Annotated in this window: 15 protein-coding genes and 1 pseudogene; 10 read left to right on the forward strand and 6 right to left on the reverse strand. The window is 75.4% G+C overall.

Annotated features, from left to right (window positions below; translation table 11 throughout):
- Window positions 1-170 precede the first annotated feature (170 nt).
- Window positions 171-2,573, forward strand: a complete 2,403-nt coding sequence (locus ACYVO2_RS26695) for a hypothetical protein (protein WP_461010554.1) — start codon at window positions 171-173, stop codon at window positions 2,571-2,573.
- Between the two features lie 68 nt (window positions 2,574-2,641).
- Here the strand turns inward: ACYVO2_RS26695 and ACYVO2_RS26700 are convergent, their stop codons facing one another.
- From ACYVO2_RS26700 to ACYVO2_RS26715, 4 genes are all read right to left on the reverse strand, one after another.
- Window positions 2,642-5,068 carry a right-handed parallel beta-helix repeat-containing protein gene (locus tag ACYVO2_RS26700; protein WP_461010555.1) on the reverse strand — a complete coding sequence of 809 codons (2,427 nt, stop codon included), beginning with the start codon at window positions 5,066-5,068 and terminating at the stop codon, window positions 2,642-2,644.
- 554 nt (window positions 5,069-5,622) lie between these two features.
- Complete coding sequence (locus ACYVO2_RS26705) at window positions 5,623-6,162, reverse strand: DUF6643 family protein (protein ID WP_461010556.1); 540 nt, start codon at window positions 6,160-6,162, stop codon at window positions 5,623-5,625.
- 311 nt (window positions 6,163-6,473) lie between these two features.
- Entirely contained in the window at window positions 6,474-7,757 is a 1,284-nt protein-coding gene (locus ACYVO2_RS26710; RefSeq protein ID WP_461010557.1) for a glycosyltransferase, read from the reverse strand.
- A gap of 74 nt (window positions 7,758-7,831) precedes the next feature.
- Entirely contained in the window at window positions 7,832-8,971 is a 1,140-nt protein-coding gene (locus ACYVO2_RS26715) for a glycosyltransferase family 4 protein (RefSeq protein WP_461010558.1), read from the reverse strand.
- Window positions 8,972-9,315: 344 nt separating this feature from the next.
- Here ACYVO2_RS26715 and ACYVO2_RS26720 point away from each other — a divergent pair, with 344 nt between their 5' ends.
- The 7 genes and pseudogenes from ACYVO2_RS26720 to ACYVO2_RS26750 all read left to right on the forward strand — a co-directional run.
- On the forward strand, window positions 9,316-10,773 hold the full coding sequence (locus ACYVO2_RS26720; RefSeq protein WP_461010559.1) for a TerD family protein: 1,458 nt from the start codon (window positions 9,316-9,318) through the stop codon (window positions 10,771-10,773).
- 653 nt (window positions 10,774-11,426) lie between these two features.
- Window positions 11,427-12,734 carry an ABC transporter substrate-binding protein gene (locus ACYVO2_RS26725; RefSeq protein WP_461010560.1) on the forward strand — a complete coding sequence of 436 codons (1,308 nt, stop codon included), beginning with the start codon at window positions 11,427-11,429 and terminating at the stop codon, window positions 12,732-12,734.
- 91 nt (window positions 12,735-12,825) lie between these two features.
- The gene (locus ACYVO2_RS26730) at window positions 12,826-13,773 is read left to right on the forward strand and encodes a carbohydrate ABC transporter permease (protein ID WP_461010561.1); all 948 of its coding nucleotides are present in this window, start codon (window positions 12,826-12,828) and stop codon (window positions 13,771-13,773) included.
- Window positions 13,770-14,696 carry a carbohydrate ABC transporter permease gene (locus tag ACYVO2_RS26735; protein WP_461010562.1) on the forward strand — a complete coding sequence of 309 codons (927 nt, stop codon included), beginning with the start codon at window positions 13,770-13,772 and terminating at the stop codon, window positions 14,694-14,696. The genes ACYVO2_RS26730 and ACYVO2_RS26735 overlap by 4 nt, the downstream gene beginning before the upstream one ends.
- Window positions 14,697-14,811: 115 nt before the next feature.
- Window positions 14,812-16,899, forward strand: a complete 2,088-nt coding sequence (locus ACYVO2_RS26740) for an alpha-galactosidase (RefSeq protein ID WP_461010593.1) — start codon at window positions 14,812-14,814, stop codon at window positions 16,897-16,899.
- 154 nt (window positions 16,900-17,053) lie between these two features.
- Entirely contained in the window at window positions 17,054-19,051 is a 1,998-nt protein-coding gene (locus tag ACYVO2_RS26745) for an AMP-binding protein (RefSeq protein ID WP_461010563.1), read from the forward strand.
- A 224-nt stretch (window positions 19,052-19,275) separates the two neighbouring features.
- Window positions 19,276-20,610: pseudogene (locus tag ACYVO2_RS26750) on the forward strand (sialate:H+ symport family MFS transporter); the annotation flags it as partial.
- A gap of 4 nt (window positions 20,611-20,614) precedes the next feature.
- Here the strand turns inward: ACYVO2_RS26750 and ACYVO2_RS26755 are convergent.
- Window positions 20,615-21,835: a glycosyltransferase gene (locus ACYVO2_RS26755; RefSeq protein ID WP_461010564.1), complete on the reverse strand. Its 1,221-nt coding sequence runs from the start codon at window positions 21,833-21,835 to the stop codon at window positions 20,615-20,617.
- A gap of 114 nt (window positions 21,836-21,949) precedes the next feature.
- Here ACYVO2_RS26755 and ACYVO2_RS26760 point away from each other — a divergent pair, with 114 nt between their 5' ends.
- Window positions 21,950-22,777, forward strand: coding sequence for a glutamate racemase (locus ACYVO2_RS26760; RefSeq protein WP_461010565.1), 828 nt, complete (start codon window positions 21,950-21,952; stop codon window positions 22,775-22,777).
- Between the two features lie 7 nt (window positions 22,778-22,784).
- Here the strand turns inward: ACYVO2_RS26760 and ACYVO2_RS26765 are convergent, their stop codons facing one another.
- The gene (locus tag ACYVO2_RS26765) at window positions 22,785-23,723 is read right to left on the reverse strand and encodes a polysaccharide deacetylase family protein (RefSeq protein WP_461010566.1); all 939 of its coding nucleotides are present in this window, start codon (window positions 23,721-23,723) and stop codon (window positions 22,785-22,787) included.
- A gap of 262 nt (window positions 23,724-23,985) precedes the next feature.
- Here ACYVO2_RS26765 and ACYVO2_RS26770 point away from each other — a divergent pair, with 262 nt between their 5' ends.
- Entirely contained in the window at window positions 23,986-24,567 is a 582-nt protein-coding gene (locus ACYVO2_RS26770; protein ID WP_461010567.1) for a hypothetical protein, read from the forward strand.
- The last annotated feature ends 115 nt before the right edge of the window (window positions 24,568-24,682 follow it).

Raw genomic sequence — 24,682 nt, forward strand, 5'->3', positions numbered from 1 at the left:
CGCGCCCGCCGCGCCGCGGTGCCGCCCCACCGTCCGCCCGCCCCACCGTCCGCCCACGCCACCAGCCCCCCACCGATCCGTTCGGCCATGCGGACGATCACCCGAACGGGTGTTGTCGGAGGGTGGTGGACTGATTACTGTGGGTGTGGGGTGAGCGGGGGGTGGACGCCATGGCGAACGTGCCGCAGGGGCACTCGCGAGCCGGCCGAGGAGCCGGTGACGAGCCGGATCCGGCGTTGGAGCTGCTCGTGCACGGAGTGGGCGGGGCCACGCCGGAGAGGATGCTGGGCGACCCCCGCACCACCAGGATCGCCGGGGACGCCACCGCCGGCCTGTACCGGCGCACCGACGACGCCGACGCCGAGCGGCGGTCCGGGAAGCACCGCGACCGCACCGTCCCCGAGGCGTACTGCTGGTGCAACCTCACCTCCGGCGACTCCAGCCGGGCCCTGTGGCTGCTCCTGCTGCCCTTCATGGTGGTCAACCTCGCCCACTGGACCCGCCCCGCCACCCGCGCCCCGCGCCCGCGCGCCACCCGCGCGTACGACCTGCTGGTGCGGCTCGCCGCGCTGTCGCTCACCGTGCTGCTGGTGGCCGCGGCCTGCGAGATCTGCCTGGACCTGGTGGCCTGGCAGTGCCTGGGCACCGAGGGCTGCGCCGAGGGCCGGTGGTGGCTCGAGTTCGCCGCCGCGGAGCGCGACGGCTGGTGGAGCGACCCCGGCCGGCGCCTGGCGCTCGCCGCCGCCGTGCCCGGCGCGCTGTGCGGGCTGCTGTGGTGGCTGTCGCACCGCACCTGGATCGCCTACGAGTCCCAGCGCCCGCCGCTGCCCCGCGCCGCCGCGGGCCCCGGCCCCGCGCGGGACCCGGCGGGCCGGCCCGCCCTGGCGCGGCCCGGCTTCTGGTACGGGCGCAGGCTGGTGGCACGGCTGCGGGCCGCGCACACCGCCGCCGCCTTCCTCACCGTCGCCGCCGCTCTCCTGCTGCCCGCGCTGCGGCACGACCGGGCCCACGGCGGCGCGGCCCGCTGGCTCGGCCTCGGGCTCGCCGGTCTGCTGGCGGTGCTCGCCGGGTGCGTGCTGCTGCTGGTGGAGCGCAGCGGCCGCAGCGAGGACGAGGCGGACGAGGTGAGCGACGGCCTCGGCGTCACCTGGCTGCCCGGGTTCGCGCTCGGCGCCACCGCGCTCACCGCGGTGTACACCGCGGCGGGGCGCGAGGGGTGGGAGTCCTCGGGGCAACTGCCGGGCGGCGGCCTGTTCCCGGTCCTCGCCGTCGTCCAGGGCGGCCTGGTGCTGGCGCTGGCCCTGGTCGCCCGGCGTCTGTACCGCACCACGCCCCAGCCGAGGACGGTGCTGCGCGGGCTCGCCGGGCCCACCGTGGCCACCCTCGCCTGCGCCCTCGGCGGGCTGCTGACCGCGGGGGCGGCCGGGCGCGCCGCCGACTGGGCGGACCGCGGCACGGCCTCCGGCGGCGCGCTGCCCGGCCCTCCGGTGGCCCTGGTGTGGCAGGCCGCGGCGGTCCCCCCGGTGCTGCTCGCCCTGCTCGCCCCCGTGCCGGCGGTCCTCATCGGGTACCGGCGGGCCCGGGCCCGCGAGGCCGGGGCCGTGCGCGTGAGCCACCCCGGGCAGCCGGAGCAGCCCGCCCGCACCCGCCAGATCGCCCGCGCCGTGGCCCGGGCCCGGCTGACCGAGTCGGCACCCGTCCTGGCCGGCACGGCCGCGCTCGCCGCCTTCCTGCTGGGCGCGGCCGCCGTCGCCGCGGCCGCCGCCACGGGAGAGACCCCGAAGCAGGCCGCGGAGCAGGCGCCCGCCGCCGTGCGCGAGCTGGTGCGGCTGTCCCAGTGGCTCGGCTCGTGGCTCATCGGCGCCGCCGTGCTCGCCCTGGCCGCCCTCGGCCGCCGCGCCTACAAGGACGCGAGCTGCCGCAGGACCGTCGGCATCCTGTGGGACGTGGGCACCTTCTGGCCCCGCGCCGCCCACCCGTTCGCGCCGCCGTGCTACGCCGAGCGCGCCGTCCCCGACCTGACCTGGCGCATCGTCACCTGGACGGCGCGGCCCGGCCGCAGGCTGGTGCTGTCCGGGCACTCCCAGGGCAGTGTGCTGGCCGCGGCCGCCGCCTGGCAGTTGGACGGCCCCACCCGGGCGCGGACCGCGCTGCTCACCTACGGCTCACCGCTGGAGCGGCTGTACGGGCGCTGGTTCCCCGCCTACCTCGGGCCCGGCGCGCTGGACGCCCTGGCAGGGCAACTGCGCGCCTGGAAGAACCTGTGGCGCCGCACCGACCCGATCGGCGGCCCGGTGCGGGTCGCCCCGGCGGCGGGCGCGCCCCCGGTGGACGCCGACCCCCTGCCGGACCCGGCCGCCTACGGCCGCACCGAGGAGCACCCGCTGCCCGCGCCCGTCCTCGGGCACGGCGAGTACCGCGCCGACCCGGCGTTCGCGGTCGCCAGGGCCGCCCTGCTGGAGCGGCTGCTGCCCGCGGCGCCCGGCGCCCGCGCCCCCGCCGCGGGCCCGCCCGGCCCGCACGTCCCCGCCCCCGGAAGCCCGGCGGACCGGGAAGCGGAGGCCGCACCGTGACGCCGCACCGCGCCCGCGCCCCGCGCCGGCCCGGCCCCGCCTCCCGCCCCGCCCGCGCCCCGCGCGGGCTACGGCAGCGGCGGCAGGTCCTCCGGGAACAGCAACTGGAGCTCCTCGTGGCTGGGGTCCTCCAACTGCGCGATCCGTCCGGCGTGCCGCTCCACCATCGCGTCGAACGTCTGGCGCGCCGTGCGCCCGTTGCCGAACGACGGCCCCTTGGGCAGCGCCGTGAAGTGCTTCAGCAGCGCCTCGCCCGCGCCCTCCGCCAACCGGTACTGCTGCTCCTCCGCCTGCTGCTCGACGATCTCCAGCAGCTCCTCGGGCGTGTAGTCGGCGAAGGTGATCGTCCGGGAGAAGCGGGAGGCCACGCCGGGGTTGGCGGACAGGAACCGCTGCATCTCCGCGGTGTAGCCGGCCACGATGACCACCACCGCGTCCCGGTGGTCCTCCATCAGCTTCACCAGGGTGTCGATCGCCTCGCGCCCGAAGTCGCGGGAGGCGTCCTCGGGCGCCAGCGCGTACGCCTCGTCGATGAACAGCACCCCGCCGCGCGCCCGCTCGAACGCCTCCTGGGTGCGCAGCGCGGTGGAGCCGATGTGCTCGCCCACCAGGTCCACCCGGGCCACCTCCACCAGGTGGCCGCGCTCCAGCACGCCCAGCGAGGCCAGGATCTCCCCGTACAGCCGGGCCACCGTGGTCTTGCCCGTGCCGGGGGAGCCGGTGAAGACCAGGTGCCGGCGCAGCGAGGGAGCCTTGAGGCCGGCCTCCTGGCGGCGCCTGCCCACCGCGATCAGGTCGATGAGCGTGCGCACCTCCTGCTTGACCGTGGCCAGGCCCACCAGCGCCTCCAGCTCGCCGAGCACCTCCTCGGAGGGCCGCGAGGCGGGGGAGGGCGCGGGGGCCGGTTCCGCCGCGGGCCGGGCGGGCGGCACGCCGCCGAGCACGCCGAACGACGGCGCGGTGCGCTGCTCCGTCCGCTCGGCGGTCGTGGCGCCGGGGCGGGACTGGTCGGCCGCCGGGCGCCGCTCCACGCTCTCGTCGCTGGTGCAGCCCTCGGTGACCGGCCCCTCCTCGGAGAACTCGTAGCCGCCGCGCGCGCAGCGCTCGGTGCGGCAGCGGGTCAGAGCGGTGCGGCAGCCGTCGATGACGTGGAAGCCGTATCCGCGGCTGCCGGTGACCACGCAGTCCTGGAAGGTCCCGCGCCCGCCCGCGGAGACGTAGAAGCCCGCCTCGCCGGGGGAGCTGACCGTGCACCGCTCCACGGTCGGGTCGGCGCCCTTGGTGACGATCACGCCGGTCGAGGTGTCCTCCACGGTGCAGGAGGCGAGCACCCCGCCGCTGCCGTGGTCGCGGAACCACGCGCCGGTGGCCGCCTCCCTGATCCGGCAGTCGTCCAACTGGACGGTCGCGCCGTCGCTCACCGACACCGCGGTGTTGCGCACCTGGGACAGCACGCTGTCCACCATGTCCGCCCGGGAGCCGCGGTCCAGCACGAACACCGCGTCCGGCACGTCGTGCACCCGGCAGGACTCCAGCGTGGCGACCGCGCCGTCGCTGATCCACACGGCCGGGTAGTCGCCGGTGCTGTCGTGGATCTCGCAGTCGTTGGCGTCCACCCGCGTGCCCGGGTCCCACACGGACAGCCCGTTGCGGCCGAAGCGGCGCACGGTGGTGCGGTGCAGCGTCAGCACCGAGCGCGAACGCAGGTCGATCGCGTTCTCCGGCACGTCGTGGACCTGCGAGTCGGTCATCCGCAGCACCGCGTCGGTGTCCAGGGTGATGCCGTCCGCCGTGGCGCGGTGCACCTCGCAGTCCGCCAGGTCCCCGACGGCGCGCGCGGTCAGTTGCACACCCGTGCCCTGCACCTCGTAGAACTCGCAGCCGACGGCCTCCACCCCGGCGCCGTCGCCGGAGACGGCGAGCCCGGCGCCCGAGGAGTGGTGCACCCGGCAGCGCTCCAGGCGGGGAAAGGAGCCGTCGCGCACCGCGAACCCGGTCTGCCCGGCGCGGACCACCTCGCACTCCTCGAACAGCCCCCCCGAGCCGCCCGAGACGCTCACCCCGAGCCCGGCCGGGTTCTCCACGGTGCAGCGGCGGACCGTCGGGGTGGCGCTGTCCCTGACCTCGATGCCCACGGCCGAGCGGGTCACCACGCGGATGTCCGTCAGCTCGGGGGAGGCGGCGGCCTCCACCAGCACGGCGGGCACCGACGAGTCATGGCCCTCGATCCACAGGTCGGACACGGCGGCGGGGGCGCGGACGGTCAGCGCCACCCCACCGGTGGGGGCGATGCGCACGGTGCCCGGGCCGTCGGCGCCGCGCAGCGTGACCGGGCGCTCCACGACCACGTTCTCCTGGTAGGTGCCGGCCTGCACGGACACCACGTCGCCGTCGCCCGCCGCCTCCAGGGCGGCGGCCAGGGTCTCGTACTCCCCGGTCCTGCGGCGCCACCTGGAGGTGCCCGTGTGCGTCACCTGAACCACGCGCTGTGCCATCGTGCTGCCTTGCCCCCACGTCCTGTGAGCTGCTCCACCCGCCGCGGCCCTCGCGGCCGGTGCGCCGGCCTTCGGGCTTCAAGGACGGGCCACGCGAGGAACCGGCCGGTCCACGGTATCGCGCGGTGCGGGGCGCACCCGGCGAAGCGCCGCATGAAAGCGCCAACGGACGGGTATTGCCTGCGGGTTGTCCGGATCCCGCCGAGCGGGCGCACGTCGATTGGCGAACCGGAAGGTGCAATTCCGGTGATTTTCCCGGCTCTTGGAACTCCGCCCGGCCGTCCTGCCGCCCCCGTGGGTCCATTGGGCCGTGCCTCACCGGGACGGGCGGTCCCCGGGCGCCGGGAAAGGCGGACTCGCAGTCTGCCGCGCGGTGTTCCCGCGCTCCGGAGAGAGCGGAAGACGGCCTGGGACGTGACGAAAGGCACAGGAGGAAACCGGCGAATCGCCCTCCTGTCGGGCCGGCGGTCGCTCCGCGGCCCGCCCGGCGAGCCCCCTACGGCTCCATGGCCGTCTCGCCGGGCGAAGCCACGCGGGCTTCCGACGGCGCCGCGTCAGTAACCGGGGCCCTGGTACGGGCGGCGGTACTGGTCCTCCTGCACGGGCGCGGGGCCCTGGCGCGGCGGGACCGGCCCGTGGGGCGCGGGGCCCTGGCGGGGCGGCACCGGGCGCGGCGCCACCGGCCGCATCACCGCGGTGTGCTCCTGCGGCGCCCCGGCTCCGTACGGGGCCTGCGCCTGGTACTGGGCGCCCGCCGTGTAGCCGCCGCGCGGCGGCACGGGGCCGGCCTGCTGCGGGATGTGCGGCACCGGGCCCTGCGGGTAGCCGGAGTGCTGCGGCATGCCGCCCGGGTAGCTGGCCGGCATGCCGGCGGCCGGGGTGTGCCCCGCCTGCGGGTACGCGGGCGGCGGGGCGGAGGCGGAGGGGAGCGCGGGCAGCGCGGGCAGGCTGCTGCGGCTCTCGTAGGGCGCGGGGACCCGGATGGGCGCGATCTGCGGGGTGCCCCGCTCAGCGACAAGGCTGTCGTAGATCGGAGTGTCGGCGAAGGACGGCGAGTAGTAGCCGCCCCCGTATGCGCTGCGGGGGGTGGTCATGACCATACGGTATGCCTAGCGGCGCCCGGCCGGGAGCCCGGTCGGCGGGGTAATTTGCGCGAGTTCGATGACGGGTGTTCCCCAATGCGAGCGAAACTATGAAAAACGGTCGCGAAGGGTCTGAGGAATCATGTAAAGGCCCCAGGCCCCTTGGGAATTGGCGGAAGAGGGCGTTCCGAGGAGGGGGCGGTAATGGGGTCGGCGGGCGCCGGCGGGGCGTTCCGCGGGCGGCCCCGTGCGGGGCCGCCCGGAAGTTCCGGATTCGGGTTCGCCGGGTGCCGGTGGATGTGTCGGGATTGGCGGCCGTGCGGTTATTCCACCGGAGAATGAGGAGCTTCTTCGCGGGCCGGTTCCGCGGGCGCGGCGGTGCCGCCGGGCGCCAGCAGCTCCTCGTAGACGGCCTCCACCGCGCGCTGCGCCCCCGCCGGGTCGAAGTGCCGGGCGCGCTCGCGGGCCGAGGCGGACACCCGGGCGCGCAGCGCGGGCGTGGAGGCCAGCCGGCCCAGGGCGACCGCCAGGGCCTCGGCGTCACCGGGGCGGACCAGCAGGCCCTGCGCGCCGTCGGTCAGCACCTCGGCCACCCCGTCCACCCGGGTGGCCGCCGACGGCAGGCCCCACGCCATGGCCTCGAGCAGCGCCACCGGCAGGCCCTCCTCGCGGGAGCTGAGCGCGAACACGTCCAGCGCGGGCAGCAGGGACGGCGCGTCCGCGCGCTCCCCGGCGAACACCACCGCGTCGCGCAGGCCCAGCGACGCGGCGTGGCGGCGCAGACCCGCCTCCAGCGGGCCGGAACCGACCAGCACCAGCACCGTGCCGGAGTGGTTGCGGCGCATCAGGGCGTACGCGTCCAGCAGGGTGCGGTGGTCCTTGCGCGGGGTGAGGGCGCCCACCGCGCCGATCACCACCGCGTCCCCGGGCAGCCTCAGGGCCCGGCGGGCGAGGATCCGGGCGTCGTCGGCGGGCCCGGCGGGCGAGGCCGGCCAGTGGGGCACGACGCGTATCCGGTCCCGGCCCGGGCGGACGCTCGCGGCCACCGTCCGGGACACGGCGAGCACGGTGCCGCCGCGGCGCAGCGTCACCGCGTCCGCCAGCCGCGCCGGCAGCCGGTGGCGGTGCCACAGCCGGTTGCGGGTGTGCACCAGGACGGTGCCCGACCGCCGCCCGCGCACCAGGAGCCGGGCCGCCGCGGCGGGCACCGGGGCGTGGGTGTGCACCAGCGCGTAGCGGCGCCGCTCCAGCAGGGCGCGCAGCCGCAGCGGCCACAGCGCCCCGGTCAGCCGGTGCACCGGCACGCCCGCCTTGTCGAGCTCGGGGAGCAGCGCTTCGCCGCCGCGCCCGAGGTGGGCCACCTCGATCTCGTAGCGGGAGCGGTCGGCGTGGCGGGCGCCGGTCACCAGCAGCCTCCCCGGGCCGTCGGCGGCGAGGCCGTCCGTCAGCCACAGCACCCGCACCCGCTCACCGTCCGCGCCCCCGCGGAGCCCGCCGCCGTCAACCGCGCTCCCGGTCTCCCGGGCCCCGCCGTGCGCCGCGGTGCCGCCGGCCCGTGCGGTGCCGCCGGTCCCCGCGCCGTCCCGGCCCGCTTCCCTCTCGCCCACCCAGCCCTCCAACCCGGTGCCCGCCGCCGCGCGAGCGGGGCCGCGCCCCGCCGCCCCGCGGCCGCCTCGGGCGTTTACGTATCGCACAGCAGCGCCTTGCGGTAGAAGGCGACCATCAACTGGGACACCCGCTCGATGGTGTAGTGCCGTAAGAAGTGGTCGCGCGCGGCCTCGGCCCGCTTGGCGGCCGCGTCCCGGTGGGTGAGGGTGTCCAGCAGCGCCGCGTGCAGGTCGGCGGGGCGCTCGGGCGGCACCAGCAGGGCGTGCTCCTCGGAGCCCACGGTCTCGCGCAGCGGCGGCACGTCGGAGGCGACCAGCGGCACGCCCACGCCCATGGCCTCCATGGCGGTGCCGCTCATGGCCTCGCCGCGGGACGGCACGGCCACGGCGTCGGCGGCGGCCATCAGGTCGTACACGTCGCCGCGCCGCCCGAGCAGGATCACCGAGCGGTCGCCGCCGCGCAGTTCGCGCAGTTGCGGGGTCTGCTCGTCCTCCTCGCCCGCCAGCAGCAGCACCGCGTCGGGCACCCGGCTCCGCACCAGCGGCCAGCAGCGCACGAGCACGTCGAGGCCCTTGTGGTACTGCTGCCGGGCGGCGGCGAGCACCACCGGGGTGTCCCGGGCGAGCCCCAGGGCGGCGCGGGCGGCGGCGCGGCGCTCCTCGGTCACCGTGCCCAGTTCCCTGGGGTCCCGCCCGCGCGGCACGACGTCGATGCGGCGCGGGTCCACGGCCAGCCGGCGGGCCATCACGGTCGCGGTGTACCGGGTCAGCGCGTGGAAGCGGCGCACGCCCACCGCGGTGACCGCGTCCGCGGCCTGGGCCGCCCGCACCCGCCAGGGCCGCACCCCCGCCGCGGCCAGGTGCTCCGGGCCGTAGGCGGGGGTGACCAGGTCGGAGATGACCGGCACCCGGGCGGCGTTCGCGGCGGCCCGGCCCGCCAGGTCGGCCTCGTACAGGGTGGTGTGCACCAGGTCGGGGCGGCGGCGCCGGATCAGGGAGCGCAGCCCGGCCGCGCGCCGCAGCCTGCCGCCCCGCTCGACGCAGAACAGCGAGGCGCCCGCCTCGGCGAGCTCCTCCTGGACCCCGTCCGCCGCCCGAAGATAGGCCACGTCGAGGGCCACCCCGGCGCGCACCAGGTGCGGGGCGGTGGCGGCCAGCGCCCGCCCGGCGCCTTCCGTGCGGCTCAGGCTGTCGATGACGTGCAGAACATGCATGCTGCTTGACCCCCTCCTCGCACGCGAACCGCAACAGCATTCCAGGACCGGCCGCGACCGGAGAGCGCAACCCCCGAAGAACCGGTGGGGGGCGTCCGAAATCCACCGGATCCCGTCCGAGTTCACCGCGGCCCCGCCGCGCCGGCGCCCGGCCGGGCCCGCCGTCGCGGAACGGCTCCCGACGGGCTCCTTCCCGCCCGGCCGCGCCGCTTCGCTAGGGTGGCGTATCCGCGCCAGACGGGCACCGACGCCGCCCATCGGCCACCGGGGTCCTCGCATCCGCGTCCTCGGCGGCGTCCACCCGCGGACGGACGCGGACGGACGGTCGAACCAGGGGGACCTCGATGTCAATGCGAAAAGGGACGAACGTGGCCGTGCCGGCTTCCTCGGTACGGGTGGAGCTGGGCTGGCAGGCCGGGCCGGGGGTGCCGGACGTGGACGCGTCGGCGCTGCTGCTGGCCGCGGGCAAGGTCAGGTCGGACGCGGACTTCGTCTTCTACAACCAGCCGCGGCACGCCTCGGGCGCGGTGCGGTACGAAGGGAAGCAGCCCTCGCCCGCCACGGTCACCGACACCCTGATCGTGGACCTCGCGGCGGTGGAACCGGCGATCGAGACCATCGTGCTGGCCGCGTCCGCCGACGGCGGCACCTTCGGTCAGGTGCCGGGGCTGCACATCCGCGTGCTGGACGCGGGCAACGGAGCGGAGCTGGCCCGGTTCGACAGCACGGACGCCAGCGTGGAGACCGCGTTCCTGCTGGGTGAGCTGTACCGGCGGCAGGGCGCGTGGAAGTTCCGCGCGGTCGGCCAGGGGTACAGCACCGGCCTCGCCGGGCTCGCCACCGACTTCGGCATCAGCGTGGACGACGAGCCCGCGCCCCAGCCGCAGGCCCAGGTGCCGCCGCCCGCGCCGCAGGCACCGCAGGCACCGATGCCGCCCGCACCCACCCCGGCCTACGGCACCCCGCCGCCCCCGCAGGCCCCGATGCCGCCCGCGCCGACGTTCGGCGGCCAGGCCCCGGCCCCCGCGCCGATGCCGCCCGCCCCGACCCCGGCGTACGGCACCCCGCCACCCCCGCAGGCCCCGGCCCCGATGCCGCCCGCGCCCACCCTGGCGGGGCAGCCGCCGGCGCCGCCCGCCCCGCCGGCCCCCGCCGCCCAGCCGGTGCGGCTCACCAAGGTCACCCTGACCAAGGAGTCGCCGACGGTCTCCCTCACCAAGCAGGGCGGCACCTCGGGCACGATGCGGGTGAACCTGAACTGGGAGGTGCACAAGCAGTTCTCCGGCTGGATCCGCAAGGCGGGCCGCACCTTCGCCGGCCACTCGGACCTGGACCTCGACCTGTGCGCGATGTTCGAGCTGGTGGACGGCAGCAAGGGCATCGTGCAGGCGCTCGGCAACTCCTTCGGTTCACTTCAGCAGCCGCCGTTCATCCACCTGGACAGGGACGACCGCACCGGCGCCGTCGCCAGCGGCGAGAACCTCACCATCAGCCTGGACCACAAGGACCTGTTCCGGCGGATCCTCATCTTCGTCTACATCTACGAGGGCGCCCGCAGCTTCGCCAACCTGCACGCGACCGTCACCCTGTTCCCGCAGCACGGCGCCCCGGTGGACTTCTCCCTGGACGAGTGCACCACCCCGTCCCAGGTCTGCGCGCTCGCCCAGATCACGAACGTGAACGGCGAGCTGATCGTGCAGCGCGAGTCGCGGTTCTTCATCCCGGAGCGCGGGGTGAGCCCGCAGCGCACGATCGACTACGCCTACGGCTGGGGCCTGAACTGGACCCCGGGCCGCAAGTAGCCGCGGCGCGTGAGCGCTCGGGAACCACGCGGGCGGTTACGTAGGGGACAGTCCCGCGCCACTCGGCCGCGGTTCCGCACCGGTCCGGGCCCGCCCGGCGCGCCGCCGAGCGCGGCGGGCGGCTCCACCACGGGGGCGCGGCCGTCCCGCCGTGCCGTGCGCCGGACGCCGCGGCGCCCCGGCCCGCAGGCCGCGCGCCCTCTCCGGCCGCCCCCCGAGGCCCGCGCGGCGCGGCCCCCCCCCTCCCGCGCCGGGCTCGCTTCCCGCCGTCACGGCCCCTCCCGCCCACCACGCCGCCCGCCGGGCCGCGCCCCCGCCCCTCCACCCGGCGCCGGGCGCCCCGCGCCCGCGCCCCCGTCCACCGTGGCACCGCCCCACCGCCCGGGACGGCCCCTCGGCGCCCCGCCACGCCTCCGTGCGATCCCACACCCCCATGCCCGTCCCTGTTTGACTTTGATCGCTTTGGTTGGCCTGTGAGGGGCCGCGCATCGTAGCGGAACCCCCCGCCCCGGGGGTTACCTGTCCGTTATCTTGCCCGAAAGTGTCGAAAAACCTGGTGACGCACTCTTGACACCCCGATGGGGCGGCGGTGTGATGTGTGCTCAATTGTTCATTCGTGTTGGCTTCTATTGGAGCCTTCTGTGGAGGCAAGGATGCCGAACCACCTGTTCTCGTCGTCCACGAGTGTCACGCGGGACCTCTCCCGCCGGAGGCTGCTCAGGGGCATCCTGGCCACGAGTGCCGCCACCGGTCTCGCCCCGGTGCTCGCCGCCTGCGGAGGCGGGGGCGGCTCCGACGGCAAGAGCGTCAGCCTCGGCTCGAACCAGAGCGACGCGGTGCCGAGGAAGACCCTCGCCGCCGCCGTGAAGACCTTCGAGAAGGAGAGCGGCCTCAGCGTCAAGACCAACACGGTCGACCACAACTCCTTCCAGGAGCAGATCAACAACTACCTCCAGGGCCGCCCGGACGACGTGTTCACGTGGTTCGCCGGCTACCGGATGCAGTTCTTCGCCTCCCGCGGCCTGGTCGGGGACATCTCCGACGTCTGGGCGAAGATCGGCGGCAACTACAGCGAGGCGATGAAGAAGGCGTCCACGGGCGAGGATGGCAAGCAGTACTTCGTGCCGCTGTACAACTACCCGTGGGCCGTGTTCTACCGCAGGTCCGTCTTCGAGCAGCGCGGTTACCAGCCGCCCGCCACCTACGACGAGTTCAAGGCGCTCGCGGCGAAGATGAAGAAGGACGGGCTCACCCCGATCGCCTTCGCCGACAAGGACGGCTGGCCCGCCATGGGCACGTTCGACTACCTCAACATGCGGGCCAACGGCTACGACTTCCACGTCAACCTGATGGCCGGCGAGGAGTCGTGGACCGACCCCAAGGTCAAGCAGGTCTTCGAGCTGTGGCGCGAGATCATGCCGTACCACCAGAGCGGCTCGCTCTCGCGGACCTGGCAGGAGGCCGCGCAGTCCCTGATGCAGAAGAAGACCGGCATGTACGTCATGGGCTCGTTCGTGAACCAGCAGTTCACGCAGGACGCCGACGACCTGGACTTCTTCCCGTTCCCCGAGGTCGACTCCGCCATCGGCACCGGTGCGGTCGAGGCCCCCATCGACGGCTTCATGATGTCCAAGAAGCCCAAGAACGCCGAGGGCGCCAAGCAACTGCTGGAGTTCTTCGCCAAGGCTGCCACCCAGGAGGCGTGGCTCGAGAGCGACCCGAGCAACGTGGCCGCCAACAGCAAGGCCGAGACCTCCGGCTACACGCCGCTCCAGAAGAAGTGCCAGGAGCTCATCGCCAACGCGCAGAACATCTCGCAGTTCCTGGACCGCGACACCCGCCCCGACTTCGCCTCCACGGTGATGATCCCGTCCTTGCAGAGCTTCGTCCGCGAGCCCGGGAACGCCGACGGGATCCTGAAGGACATCGAGAAGCAGAAGAAGAGCATCTTCACCAGTTGACCGCCGCCCGGCCCCGCCGGAGCCCAGCCGCCGGGCCGGGCTCCGGCGCTTCCACGGCCGCCCCACCCATGCCCGAGGAGCCCGCCCTCTCATGGCAAGCACCACCGCACCCGAGAAGCCGCCCAAAGCCCCGCGGGGCCGCCGCCGGAGCCGCAACACCAGGCTAGGCGCCCGCGACCGCGCCGTGCTCGGCGTGATGATCGGCATACCCGCCCTGATCCACATCGCGCTGGTGTGGCTTCCGGCGCTCGGTTCCGTCCTGCTGTCGTTCACCCGCTGGGACGGCATCGGAGGGTTCGACACCATCGAGTGGGTCGGATTCGAGAACTACGACAACGTCTTCACCAACTACCCGCCGTTCGAGCCCGCGCTCAAGAACAACCTGATCTGGCTGATCTTCTTCCTGATCGTGCCGACCACCTTCGGCCTGTTCCTCGCCGTCCAACTGGACAAGAACATCAAGGGCAGCCGGTTCTACCAGAGCGCGATCTACCTGCCGGTCATGCTGTCGCTGGCCATCGTCGGCTTCATCTGGCAACTGGTGTACTCGCCCGAGCAGGGCCTGCTCAACAACCTCCTCGGCCGCACCGAGGACGGCGAGATCATCGACTGGCTCGGCGACCCCGACCTCAACCTGTGGGCCGTGCTGATCGCCGCGAGCTGGCGGCACGTCGGCTACATCATGATCCTGTACCTGGCCGGCCTGAAGAGCGTGGACCCCTCGCTGCGCGAGGCCGCCGCCATCGACGGCGCCAGCGGCCGCCAGGCGTTCTGGCACGTGATCTTCCCGGCGCTGCGGCCCGTCAACGTCGTGGTGATCGTCGTCAGCGTCATCGACTCGCTGCGCGCCTTCGACATCGTCTACGTGATCAACGGGGGCACCAACGGCCTGGAGCTGCTGTCCGTGCTGGTCACCAACAACATCATCGGCGAGGCCAGCCGCATCGGCTTCGGCTCCGCCCTCGCGGTGATCCTGCTGTTGATCTCGCTGAGCTTCATCATCCCCTACGTCAGGTCCATCTTCCGGGAGCAGCGATGACCACGACCGCCTCGCACAGCGGCACGGCGCCGCACGCCCCGGCCGCCCCGCCCGGCAAGCGCCCGCCCCGGGCCAAGCCGGCCAGGATCGCGCTGCACGCGTTCCTGATCCTCACCACGCTGTCGTTCCTGGCGCCGCTGCTGTGGGCCTTCTACACCTCGCTGCGCCCGTACTCGGACACCGCGGAGAACGGCTACTTCTCCCTGCCGAGCACGCTCAACTTCGACAACTACACCAACGCGTGGGAGCAGGCCGAGCTCGGCCACTACTACGTCAACACGCTCATCGTGGCGGTGCCGGCGCTGCTCCTGGTGCTGTTCCTGTCGTCGTTCGTGGCGTTCGGGGTCTCCCGCTACTCGTGGCGGGGCAACATCGCGCTGCTCATCCTGTTCACGGCCGGCAACCTGCTGCCGCCGCAGGTGCTGCTCACGCCGCTGTACCGGATCTACAACGAGATCACGCTGCCGGAGTACATGAGCGACTCGCTGTCGCTGTACGACTCCTACTGGGGCATCATCGCCATCCACGTGGCGTTCCAGATGGGCTTCTGCACCTTCGTGCTGTCCAACTACATGAAGACGATCCCCTACGAGCTCACCGAGGCCGCGACCGTGGACGGTGCCAGCGTCTGGCGGCAGTACTGGCAGATCATCCTGCCGCTGTGCCGCCCGCCGCTGGCCGCGCTGGCCACGCTGGAGTTCACCTGGATCTACAACGACTTCCTGTGGGCGCTGGTGCTGATGCAGACCGGTGAGAAGCGGCCCATCACCTCGGCGCTGTCCAACCTCCAGGGCGTGTACTTCACCGACAACAACCTCATCGCCGCGGGCTCCCTGCTCGCCGCCATCCCCACCCTGATCGTCTACTTCGTGCTGCAACGGCAGTTCATCGGCGGTCTCACCCTGGGCGCGAGCAAGGGCTGAACCGCGACCTCTCCCCGGGGTGCCGTGCCGCGCGAAGCGGTACGGCACCCCGCCGCCATGCCACCGGCCCGCACGGCCCGGCGCACCACCACCGGACGGAAGCCACGTGACCGACATGACCCCACTCGCCCACCTGCGCGGCCCGAACAGCAGCTTCGTCGCCGACCCCGCCACCGGCGCCGTACTGCACTGGGGCGCCCCACTGGAGGACGCCGACCTCGCGGGCCTGCGCACCGCCGTCGCCCCGGCCCTGCCCAACGCCGTGGTGGACGTCGCCGTGCCGCCCGGCCTCGCCCCGCAGGAGGCGGCCGGCTTCACCGGGCTGCCCGCCGTCACCGGCCGCCGCGCCGACGGCACCGCCTGGTCCCCGCGCTTCTCGCCGCTGCGGCACACCGCCACCGGCGGCACCCTCACCGTGGAGGCCGCCGACGCCGCCGCCGGGCTGCGGCTGACGGTCGAGGCCGTGCTCACCGGCGACGTCCTCGCCGTCACCCTGACCCTGGCCAACACCGCGGACACCCCGTACCACCTCGACGGCCTGGTGGCGACCCTGCCGCTGCCCGCGCAGGCCGACGAGGTGCTGGACTTCACCGGCCGCTGGTGCCGCGAGTGGCACCCGCAGCGCCACCGCCTCGGCCTCACCGCCCTGGTGCGGGAGAACCGGCGCGGCCGCACCTCCCACGACAACCCGCCCATGCTGGTGGCGGGCACCCCCGGCTTCGCCGAGCGCGAGGGCGAGGTGTGGGGCGCGCACCTCGGCTGGAGCGGCAACCACCACTTCCGGGTGCAGCGCCTGGCCACCGGCGACGTCCACCTCCAGGCCGGGGAGCTGCTGCTGCCCGGCGAGGTGGTGCTGGCCCCCGGCGCCGCCTACCGCTCGCCGACCCTGTACGCGGCCTACTCCGGCACCGGCCTCGGCGCGATGAGCGCGGCCTTCCACTCCTATCTGCGCGGCCGCCCCGGCCACCCCGCCACCCCCCGCCCGGTGATCGTCAACACCTGGGAGGCGGTGTACTTCGACCACGACATGGACCGGCTGCGGCACCTGGCCGACACCGCCGCAGCGCTCGGCGTGGAGCGGTTCGTGCTGGACGACGGGTGGTTCCGGCACCGCCGGGACGACACCGCGGGCCTGGGCGACTGGTACGTGGACGAGGGCGTGTACCCCGACGGGCTCACGCCGCTGATCGACCACGTGCGGGGCCTGGGCATGGAGTTCGGCCTGTGGGTGGAGCCGGAGATGGTCAACCCCGACTCCGACCTGTACCGGGCCCACCCCGAGTGGGCGCTCGCCGCGCCCGGGTACGAGCCGGTCACCGGGCGGAACCAGCTCGTGCTCGACCTGGCCCGCCCCGAGGCGTTCGCCCACATCCTCCAGCGCCTGGACGCGCTGCTCACCGAGTACGACATCGCGTACCTGAAGTGGGACATGAACCGCGACCTGGTGCAGGCCACCGGCGCCGACGGGCGGGCCGGGGTGCGGCGCCAGACCCTGGCCTACTACGCGCTGACCGCGGAACTGCGCGCCCGCCACCCCGGGGTGGAGATCGAGAGCTGCTCCTCGGGCGGCGCCCGCGCCGACTTCGCCGCGCTGGAGCACACCCAGCGCATCTGGACCTCGGACTGCAACGACGCCGCCGAGCGGCAGGTCATCCAGCGCGGCTTCTCCCACTTCTTCCCGCCCGAGCTGATGGGCGCGCACATCGGCCCGCCCCGCGCCCACACCACCGGGCGCGTCCACGACCTCCAGTTCCGCATCGCCACCGCACTGTTCGGCCACTTCGGCATCGAGTGGGACGTCACCGAGGCGCCGGAGGCGGACCGGGCGGTCATCGCGGAGGCCATCGCCGCCTACAAGCGGCTCCGCCCGCTGCTGCACTCCGGCACCGTCCACCGGCTGGACGGCCTCTCGCACGGCGTGGTCGCGCAGGACCGCTCCCACGCGCTGTTCGCCCACGTGGCCGACGGGACGACCCCGACGATGGTGCCCCCGCCGCTGCGCCTGCCCGGCCTCGACCCCGACCGGCGCTACGCGGTGCGGCACCTGCGGCTCGGCGACCCGGGCTTCGGCCCGCACAAGGCGCTGCCGCCGTGGCTCACCGCCGAGCCCGAGCTCACCGGCCGCCAGCTCGCCGCGCACGGCCTGGCGCTGCCGCCGCTGAACCCCGAGCACGTGCTGCTGGTGGAGTGCGAGGCGCGGTGAGGTGACGGGCCGCCCCGCGCGCCGCCGGCGCGCGGGGCGGCTCCGGGGCGGCCCATGACCGTCTCGGTCAAGCGTTTGGCTGCCGGAAGCATGTGCAGGCCGGGGTGACATCCATAAGGTCGAACCGACGTTCCACGATCGGAAGGATGTCACCATGGCCGAAACGGCCCGTCAGCCCTCGGCCCGGCGCGCCCGCGCGGCGGGCGGCACGCAGGCCGCGGCCGGGGGTGTCGCGCCGAGGAGCCTCCCGCCGCGCCCCGCCGTGCACACCCCGGCCGACCTCGCCCTCATCGAGGCGGTTCCGCTCGCGGAGCAGGGCCTGCCGGCCGGCGTCCACGACCTGGTGCTGGCCGCCGCGGCCACCTACGGGGACGCGCCCGCGCACACCCACCTGGCCAGGGGCGGCGGGCGGGCCGTGGAGACGCTGACCTTCCGCGACCTGGCCGACCGGGTCACCCGGGTCGCCCGCGCGGTCGCCTCGCTCACCGAGGGCGTCGCCCGGCCCGTGACCTCCCTGCTGCTCCCGAAGGGCCCGTGGACCCTGCCCGCCCAGTGGGGCGCGCAGGCCGCCGGGGTGGCCAACCCCGTCAACCCGTCGCTGACCGACGACCACCTGCTCGGCCTGCTCCGCGCCGCCGGGACCCACGTCCTGGTGGTGCCCTCCGACCGCAGCGACCCGGCGCGGCACAGCCGTCTCGCCGCGCTGGCCCGGCACCTGCCCACGCTGCGGGCCGTGCTGACGGTGGACGCCCCACCCGTCTCCGGCGGCGTCATCCCGGTCCGCCCGGCGCGCTGGCCCGTGCCGGTGCGCGCGCTGAAGGAGGCCGTCGCCGAGCACGACGGCGCGCCCGAGCCCGCACCCGGGTCCGGCGCCGCCCCCGGCGACCTGTGCGCGCTGTTCCACACCGGCGGCACCACGGGGCGGCCCAAGCTGGCCGCGCACACCCACCGCAACGAGATCTACACCGCCTGGGCGCTGGCCTGCGTGCTGGACCTGTCGCCCGGCGAGACGCTGCTGTGCGGGCTGCCGCCCTCCCACGTCAACGCCGCCCACGCCACCGGGCTCGGCCCGCTGATGGCCGGCGTCCACGTCGTCCACCTCGGCCCCGAGGGCTTCCGCGACACCGAGGCCGTCGCGGACCTGTGGCGGATCATCGCCCGCCACCGCGTGGTGACCTTCCCCGCCGTGCCCACGGTGCTCGCCGAGCTCACCCGGGTGCGGGTGGACGCCGACATCTCCCGCCTGCGGCACGTCTACTCCAGCGCGGCGCCGCTGCCGGACGCCGTGCGCCGCGCCTTCGAGCGCCACTGCGGCCGTCCCGTGCTCCAGGGCTACGGCCTGACGGAGGCCACCTGTGTGAGCACCCTCACCCCGCCCGCCGCGGACGCCCCCGAGGGCACCGTGGGCGCCCGGCTGCCCTACCAGGAGCTGCGCGTCGTCGGCCCCGGCGGCGGCCCGGCCGGCCCCGGGGAGCCCGGCCGCATCCAGGTCAGGGGGCCCAACGTGTTCCCCGGGTACTGGGGCGAGGCGCCCGGTGACCCCGTGGACGGCGACGGCTGGCTGGACACCGGGGACCTGGGCACCGTCCGCGACGGCTGGCTGTTCGTCACCGGCCGCACCAAGGACGTCATCATCCGCGGCGACCACAAGGTGGACGCGGGCGCCGTGGAGGACGTGCTGCTGGCCCACCCCCGGGTGGTGGCCGCCGCGGCCGTGGGCCGGCCCGACCCGCACAGCGGCGAGGTGCCCGTCGCCTACGTGGTGCTCGGCCCCGGCCCCGGCGTCCCGCGCGAGGAGCTGCTGGCGTGGGCGGGCGAGCACATCGGCGAGCGGGCCGCCGTGCCCAGGGACGTGTGGGTGTGCCCGGGCCTGCCGCTCACCCCGGTCGGCAAGGTGAACAAGGCCCGGCTGCGCGAGGACGCCGCCGTGCGGGCCGCCCACGACCTGCTGCGGGAGCGCTTCCCCGGCGTCAACCCCGAGCTGTCCGCGGCCACCGGCACCGGCGGGCGGATCGAACTCACCGTCACCCCCGGGCCGGTGCCCGAGGAGATCCTGGACGCGCTCGCCGACCTGCCGCTGACCGTGCGGGGCGCCGAGCCCGAGGCCCCGGACCCCGGCGAGGACACCGCGGGACCGCGGAGCACGGCCTGATGCCCCCGCGGGGCCGCGTCCGGCGGGGCGCGTTCGGCGCACGGTGGTGGCCAAACCGCACCGGGGCGCGGTGAAGTAGGAACAGCCACCCGCGGAACGGCGTGCTCCGTTCCGCGCCCGGCCACCCCGCACGCACCCGGCACGAAACCCCGCACCACCCCGGGCGCCGCCCGCAGGCGGCGCCCGGCGCCCACCCGCCCTCCAACCCACCAGGGGCCGCCGACATGGACAAGCGGACGGACAGGCAACCACCGTGGTACCGGCAACTGGACGCGGGCCAGTGGAAGGCGTTCGGCGCGGCATGGCTGGGCTATCTGCTCGACGGCTTCGACTTCGTCCTGATCACCTTGGTCCTCACCGAGGTCGCCGACGACCTGGGCCTGACCCTCACCGAGGCGGCGAGCCTGGTCTCGGCGGCGTTCGTCACCCGCTGGTTCGGCGGGCTCGCCCTCGGCGCGCTCGGCGACCGGTTCGGCCGGCGGCCCGCCATGATCGTGAGCATCCTGTGCTACGCGGTCGGCACCGGCCTGTGCGGGTTCGCCTGGGACTACTGGTCCTTGTTCGTCTTCCGCGCCGTCGTCGGCCTCGGCATGGCGGGCGAGTACGGGTCGAGCACCACCTATGTGATGGAGCACTGGCCGCCGCGCATGCGCAACCGCGCCAGCGGCCTGCTGCTGTCCGCCTACCCGATCGGCGCCGTCCTCGCCGCCCGCGCCTACGAGGTGCTGGTCCCCGAGTTCGGCTGGCGGTCGCTGTTCTACCTGGGCATCCTGCCGGTGGCCCTGGCCCTGTGGCTGCGCCGCGCCCTGCCGGAGGCGGAGGAGTGGACCCGCGAGGTCGGGCGGGGCGGCGCCCGGGCCGCGGAGGCGACCAGCGCCTCCGCGCTGCTGAACCGCCGCTGGGCGTGGGCCAACGTCGTGGTGACGGTCGTCATCGCCACCGGCCTGGTGCTGATCTTCTCCGGGAACGCCGGGCCCTGGTACCCGCTGTTCATCGCGCTGAGCGTGCTGGGTTTCGTGGCGTTCGCCGCGCAGATCAGCGGGCACCTGTGGCCCATGGCGGTGGCGCTGATGCTCACCGTCTTCAGCGCGTTCCTGTACTCCTGGCCGGTGCAGTCCCTGCTGCCCACCTATCTGAAGACCGAGCTGGGCTACGACCCCGGCCAGGTCGCGGACGCGCTGACCTGGGCGGGCCTGGGCTACGCCGCCGGGTCGTGCCTGGCCGGGATCCTCGGCGACCGCCTCGGCACCCGCGTCACCTACGTCGGCGGGCTGCTGCTGTCCCTGCTGTTCGTCTTCCCTGCCTTCGCCCTCGACTCCGGCAGCGTCGTGCTGATGTGGCTGCTGCTGTTCGTGCTCCAGGCCACCGGCGCCGGGGTGTCCGGGCTGCTGCCGAAGTACATCGGCGGGCACTTCCCGGTGCGGCTGCGCGCCGCCGGCCTCGGCTTCACCTACAACGTCGGCGCGCTCGGCGGCGCGGTGGCGCCCGTGCTGGGCACCCGGGTCGCGGACCGGATCGGCCTCGGCCCCGCGCTGGCGTGGCTGGCGGCCGGGCTCACCCTGATCACCGCGGCTCTGGTGGCGGGGAACTTCGCGGCGCGGGTCGGACGGCTGTGCGAGGCGCGGGGTAGGTCCGGCCCTTCCACGCCGCTCCCCGGCCCCGCCGGTGCGCAACCGCCGAGTCGACCGTCATCAGCAGATACAGAGCCGCGGTGAACGGCAGCAGCGGCGCCAGCCACGGCGGCTGCCGGTGGTACCGCAGCATCGGCAGGTACGTGCCCGCCATCAGCAGCCACGCCGCCGCGCCCGCCACCGCCGGCACCGGCTCCCCGGCCGCCGCGCCGGCGAGCGCGGCCACCGGCGGCACCAGGTAGACGAGCGCCAGCGCCAGCACCGTCCCCACCAGCAGCGCGACGCTGTGCCGCAACTGCGCGAAGGCGCTGCGCGACACCATCCGCCACAGCTCCGCCAGCCGCGGATAGGGGCGCACGCTGACCACCCGCGCCTCGCCGTCCGGCTCCGCGAGCCCCAGCCAGATCCGGCCGCCGGAGCGCTTGACCGCGCGCGCCAGCGCCACGTCGTCGATCACCGCGTCCCGGAACGCCGCGGGCGCCCCGGCGCGCTCCAGCACCGAGCGCCGCACCAGCACACAGCCGCCCGCGCACGCCGCCGTGCGCGCCCCCGGCCGGTTCACCCGGCGGAACGGGTACAACTGCGCGAAGAAGTACACGAACGCGGGCACGACCAGCCGCTCCCACCCGGTCTCCACCCGCAGCCGCGCCATCCGCGACACCAGGTCGAGCCCCGAGCCCTCGGCGGCCGACACCAGCGCCGCCAGCGACCCCGGGCCGTGCGCGATGTCCGCGTCGGTCAGCAGCACGTACTCGCCGTCCGCCAGGCCCACCCCGTGCCGCACCGCCCACAGCTTGCCCGTCCACCCCGGCTCGGGCTCACCGGGCGAGACCACCTCCAGCGGCAGCCCCGCGCCGCCGCCCGGCTCCCGCGCCAGTCGCCGCGCCAGCGCCCCCGTCCCGTCGTCGCTGTTGTCGTCCACCAGCACCACCCGGGCCGGGCCCGGATACCGCTGGGCCAGCAGCGAGGGCAGGCTCACCGGCAGCGTCCCCGCCTCGTTCCGCGCGGGCACCACCACCGTCACCGACGGCCACCGGGTGGGCGCGGCGGAGCGGGGCGGGGCCGGCAGGGGCCGCCAGAACAGCCCCTGGAACAGGGTGAGCCACACCCAGGACAGCAGCGACGCGACGGCGAGTGCACTGGTGAAGGTCACCCGCCGAAGTGTGCTCGCGCGGGCGCGGGCGTGTCCACGGGACCGGCCGCCGGGGCGGCGGGCGTCCCCGGTCCGGGCGAAGGGCCGGACGGGGCATCGACTAGGGTTGCCCGGGTGAAGATCGCGCTCGTTGACTCCGGAATCGGGCTGCTCGCGGCCGCGGCCGCGGTGCGACGGCTGCGCCCCGACGCCGACCTGGTGCTCTCCTCGGACCCCGGCAGCATGCCGTGGGGCCCGCGCTCCCCGCACGAGGTGGCCTCCCTCGCCCTGGCCTGCGCGCGGGCCGCCGCCGGGCACCGCCCCGACGCCGTGGTCGTCGCCTGCAACACCGCCTCGGTGCACGCCCTGGCGGCGCTGCGCGCGGAGCTGGAGCCGGACCTGCCCGTCGTCGGCACCGTGCCCGCGATCAAGCCTGCCGCCGCCGACGGGGGACCGGTCGCGATCTGGGCCACGCCCGCCACCACCGGCAGCCCCTACCAGCGCCGCCTGATCCGCGACTTCGCCGCCGGGGTGCAGGTCACCGAGGTCGCCTGCCCCGGCCTCGCCGACGCGGTCGAGCGGGCCGACACCGCCGCCGTGGACGCCGCGGTGGCCGCGGCCGCCGCGCGCACCCCCCGCGAGGTGCGGGGCGTGGTGCTCGGCTGCACCCACTACGAGCTGGTCGCGGACCGGATCGGCGCGGCGCTCGCCGGGCCCGGCGCACCGGGCGTCACCCTGTACGGCTCCGCGGACGCCGTGGCCGCGCAGGCCCTGCGCCGACTGCCCGCCGGGCTGCCCGGGGGCACCGGCGCCCTGACCGTCCTGCTCGGCGGGCGCGCCGCTGCCCTCCCGCCGGGCGCGCTCGCCTACGCCGAGGGGCGCCTGCTCGCCGGGGACGGGGACGCCGGGGACGGCGCCGCCGCCGGGAGCGGCGCCCGCCGGGCGGCCCCGCTCGGCGGGTGAGGCCGGCTCACACCCCGCCGCGCAGCCGCTGCACCGCCGGGTGCAGCCCGGACAGGATCGTCTCGAACCGCTCCCTCGAGGCGGTGGAGTGCATCCGCAGCCTGCTCAGCCGCAACTGGTGCTGGGGCCGCGCCTCGGCGAGCCGGTGGTCGAACAGGAACGCGGCGCTGTAGCCGAGCTGCTCCAGCAGCCCCTGCGCCGCGGGCACCGCGTCGCCGTCCGGGTAGGCGAAGGCGCGCGGCGGCTCGCCCAGCCAGGAGGTGAGCATCCGGTGCGCCTCGGCGATCTCGGTGCGCACCGTGGCCTCGTCGCACTGGTCGAGGCAGGCGTGCCCGAGCGTGTGGTTGCCCACCTCGATCCCGGCGTCCTTGAGCATGCGCAGCTCCCGCACGGTCAACTGCCGGTGCGGCGGCGCGGGGGAGTGCGCGGTCACCCGCAGCTCGGCGAGGATCCGGCGCCGGTCCGGGTCCGGCATGCGGCGCAGCGCCCGCACGGCGGCGGTCGCGGTGGAGGCGTTGAGCCCGCGCGCCCTGCCGCCGTGCTGCACCAGGTGGGCGGCCTCCCGCCACCAGAACGGGCGGTGGGTGCCGATGAGCTCGGCGACGACGAACACCACCGCGGGGATGCCCCGCTCGACCAGCAGCGGAAGCCCGCGTTCGAGCAGGGACGGGTCGCCGTCGTCGAAGGTCAGCAGCACGCTGTGCGGCGGCAGCGGGGTGCCGTGGGCGAGGGAGTCGGCCACCTCGGCGAGGCTGACCGGGTGCGCCGAGCGGCGCAGGCGGTCGAGCTGGGCGGCGAATCTGCGGCGGTCGTCGATCTCGTGGTACGCCAGGACCGCGAGCCGGTGCGAGGCACGGGCCCGGAAGTACGGCTGAGCCGGTGAGAAACGCAGGGCCAGGTCCCAGTGCCTGCGGCGCTTGGCCGGGACGGTAGTCAACTCCGGCAAGAGGTTCCCCCTCCTTGCGACAGCGCCGCTCAACGTACCAGCGAGTAAGGGTTCGCCGGGAGGTTGAGGAGACAAAAAACAAAGAGATATTTTGTCCCTCTACGACAACATTCCTCCGCTTGTGGCGGGACGGGTCGAAAATGTGTCCGGGTGGTGCGGAGGAGTGCGGGAGGGCGCCCCGGTCACCCGCGCGCGGTCGGAAGCCCACCGCGGGGCGTCGCCGGAAGGTGCGCGCGCCCCGTTCGAGGTTACGCTGCGAAGCATGGACCAGTCCTCCGACGAGGCCGCCCCCCGCCCCGCCCCCGCGGCCGAAGCCCCCCGGTGCGAGGACCTGGGGAGCGAGGTGTGGACGGGGCGCGCCACCAACCGCCTCCAGTGGCTCGCCGCGGCCGCGGGTGCCGGCTGCCTCGCGCTCGGCATCGAGCTCGCCGTCGGCCCCTCCTGGACGGGCAGCGTGCTGCCGGTGGTGATGTCGGCGGCGGGCTGCATCGCGGCGGGTCTGCTGGTCATCGCCGGGACGCTGGCGTTCGTCCATGTGGCGGTGCGCGTCGACCGGGAGGGACTGGAAGTGCGCTGCGGCCATCTGGGACTGCCGCGCCGCCGGTTCCGGTGGGACGAGGTGGCCGCCGTGCGGCTGGCGAAGGTCACCCCGCGCCACTGGGGCGGCTGGGGCTACCGCTGGCGCCCCGAGCGCGGCACCGCGCTGGTGGTGCGGCGCGGCCCCGGCCTGGTGCTGGAGCTGAAGTCCGGGCTGACGTTCACGCTCACCGTGGACGACGCCGAGTCCGCCGTCCGCGCGATCCAGACCTGCCTGCACCCCCCGGAGGCGCCGGGTCCGAGGTGACGGCCCGCCCCCGGCCGCGCCCGCCCGCGCACCCCGCGCCTGTCCCGCCCTCGCGCCCCCGGCCGCGCGCCGCCGCGCCCCCGGCTCCCACCTGCCCGCCGCCCTCGGCGTGCCC

This window comes from Streptomyces capparidis (genome assembly GCF_054782095.1).

What these genes read in the sequence shown, in the direction of transcription:
- ACYVO2_RS26695 (WP_461010554.1), top strand. Translation starts at nt 171, where the DNA reads ATGGCGAACGTGCCGCAGGGGCACTCGCGAGCCGGCCGAGGAGCCGGT.
- ACYVO2_RS26700 (WP_461010555.1), bottom strand. Translation starts at nt 5,068, where the DNA reads ATGGCACAGCGCGTGGTTCAGGTGACGCACACGGGCACCTCCAGGTGG.
- ACYVO2_RS26705 (WP_461010556.1), bottom strand. Translation starts at nt 6,162, where the DNA reads ATGACCACCCCCCGCAGCGCATACGGGGGCGGCTACTACTCGCCGTCC.
- ACYVO2_RS26715 (WP_461010558.1), bottom strand. Translation starts at nt 8,971, where the DNA reads ATGCATGTTCTGCACGTCATCGACAGCCTGAGCCGCACGGAAGGCGCC.
- ACYVO2_RS26720 (WP_461010559.1), top strand. Translation starts at nt 9,316, where the DNA reads ATGTCAATGCGAAAAGGGACGAACGTGGCCGTGCCGGCTTCCTCGGTA.
- ACYVO2_RS26725 (WP_461010560.1), top strand. Translation starts at nt 11,427, where the DNA reads ATGCCGAACCACCTGTTCTCGTCGTCCACGAGTGTCACGCGGGACCTC.
- ACYVO2_RS26730 (WP_461010561.1), top strand. Translation starts at nt 12,826, where the DNA reads ATGGCAAGCACCACCGCACCCGAGAAGCCGCCCAAAGCCCCGCGGGGC.
- ACYVO2_RS26735 (WP_461010562.1), top strand. Translation starts at nt 13,770, where the DNA reads ATGACCACGACCGCCTCGCACAGCGGCACGGCGCCGCACGCCCCGGCC.
- ACYVO2_RS26740 (WP_461010593.1), top strand. Translation starts at nt 14,812, where the DNA reads ATGACCCCACTCGCCCACCTGCGCGGCCCGAACAGCAGCTTCGTCGCC.
- ACYVO2_RS26745 (WP_461010563.1), top strand. Translation starts at nt 17,054, where the DNA reads ATGGCCGAAACGGCCCGTCAGCCCTCGGCCCGGCGCGCCCGCGCGGCG.
- ACYVO2_RS26770 (WP_461010567.1), top strand. Translation starts at nt 23,986, where the DNA reads ATGGACCAGTCCTCCGACGAGGCCGCCCCCCGCCCCGCCCCCGCGGCC.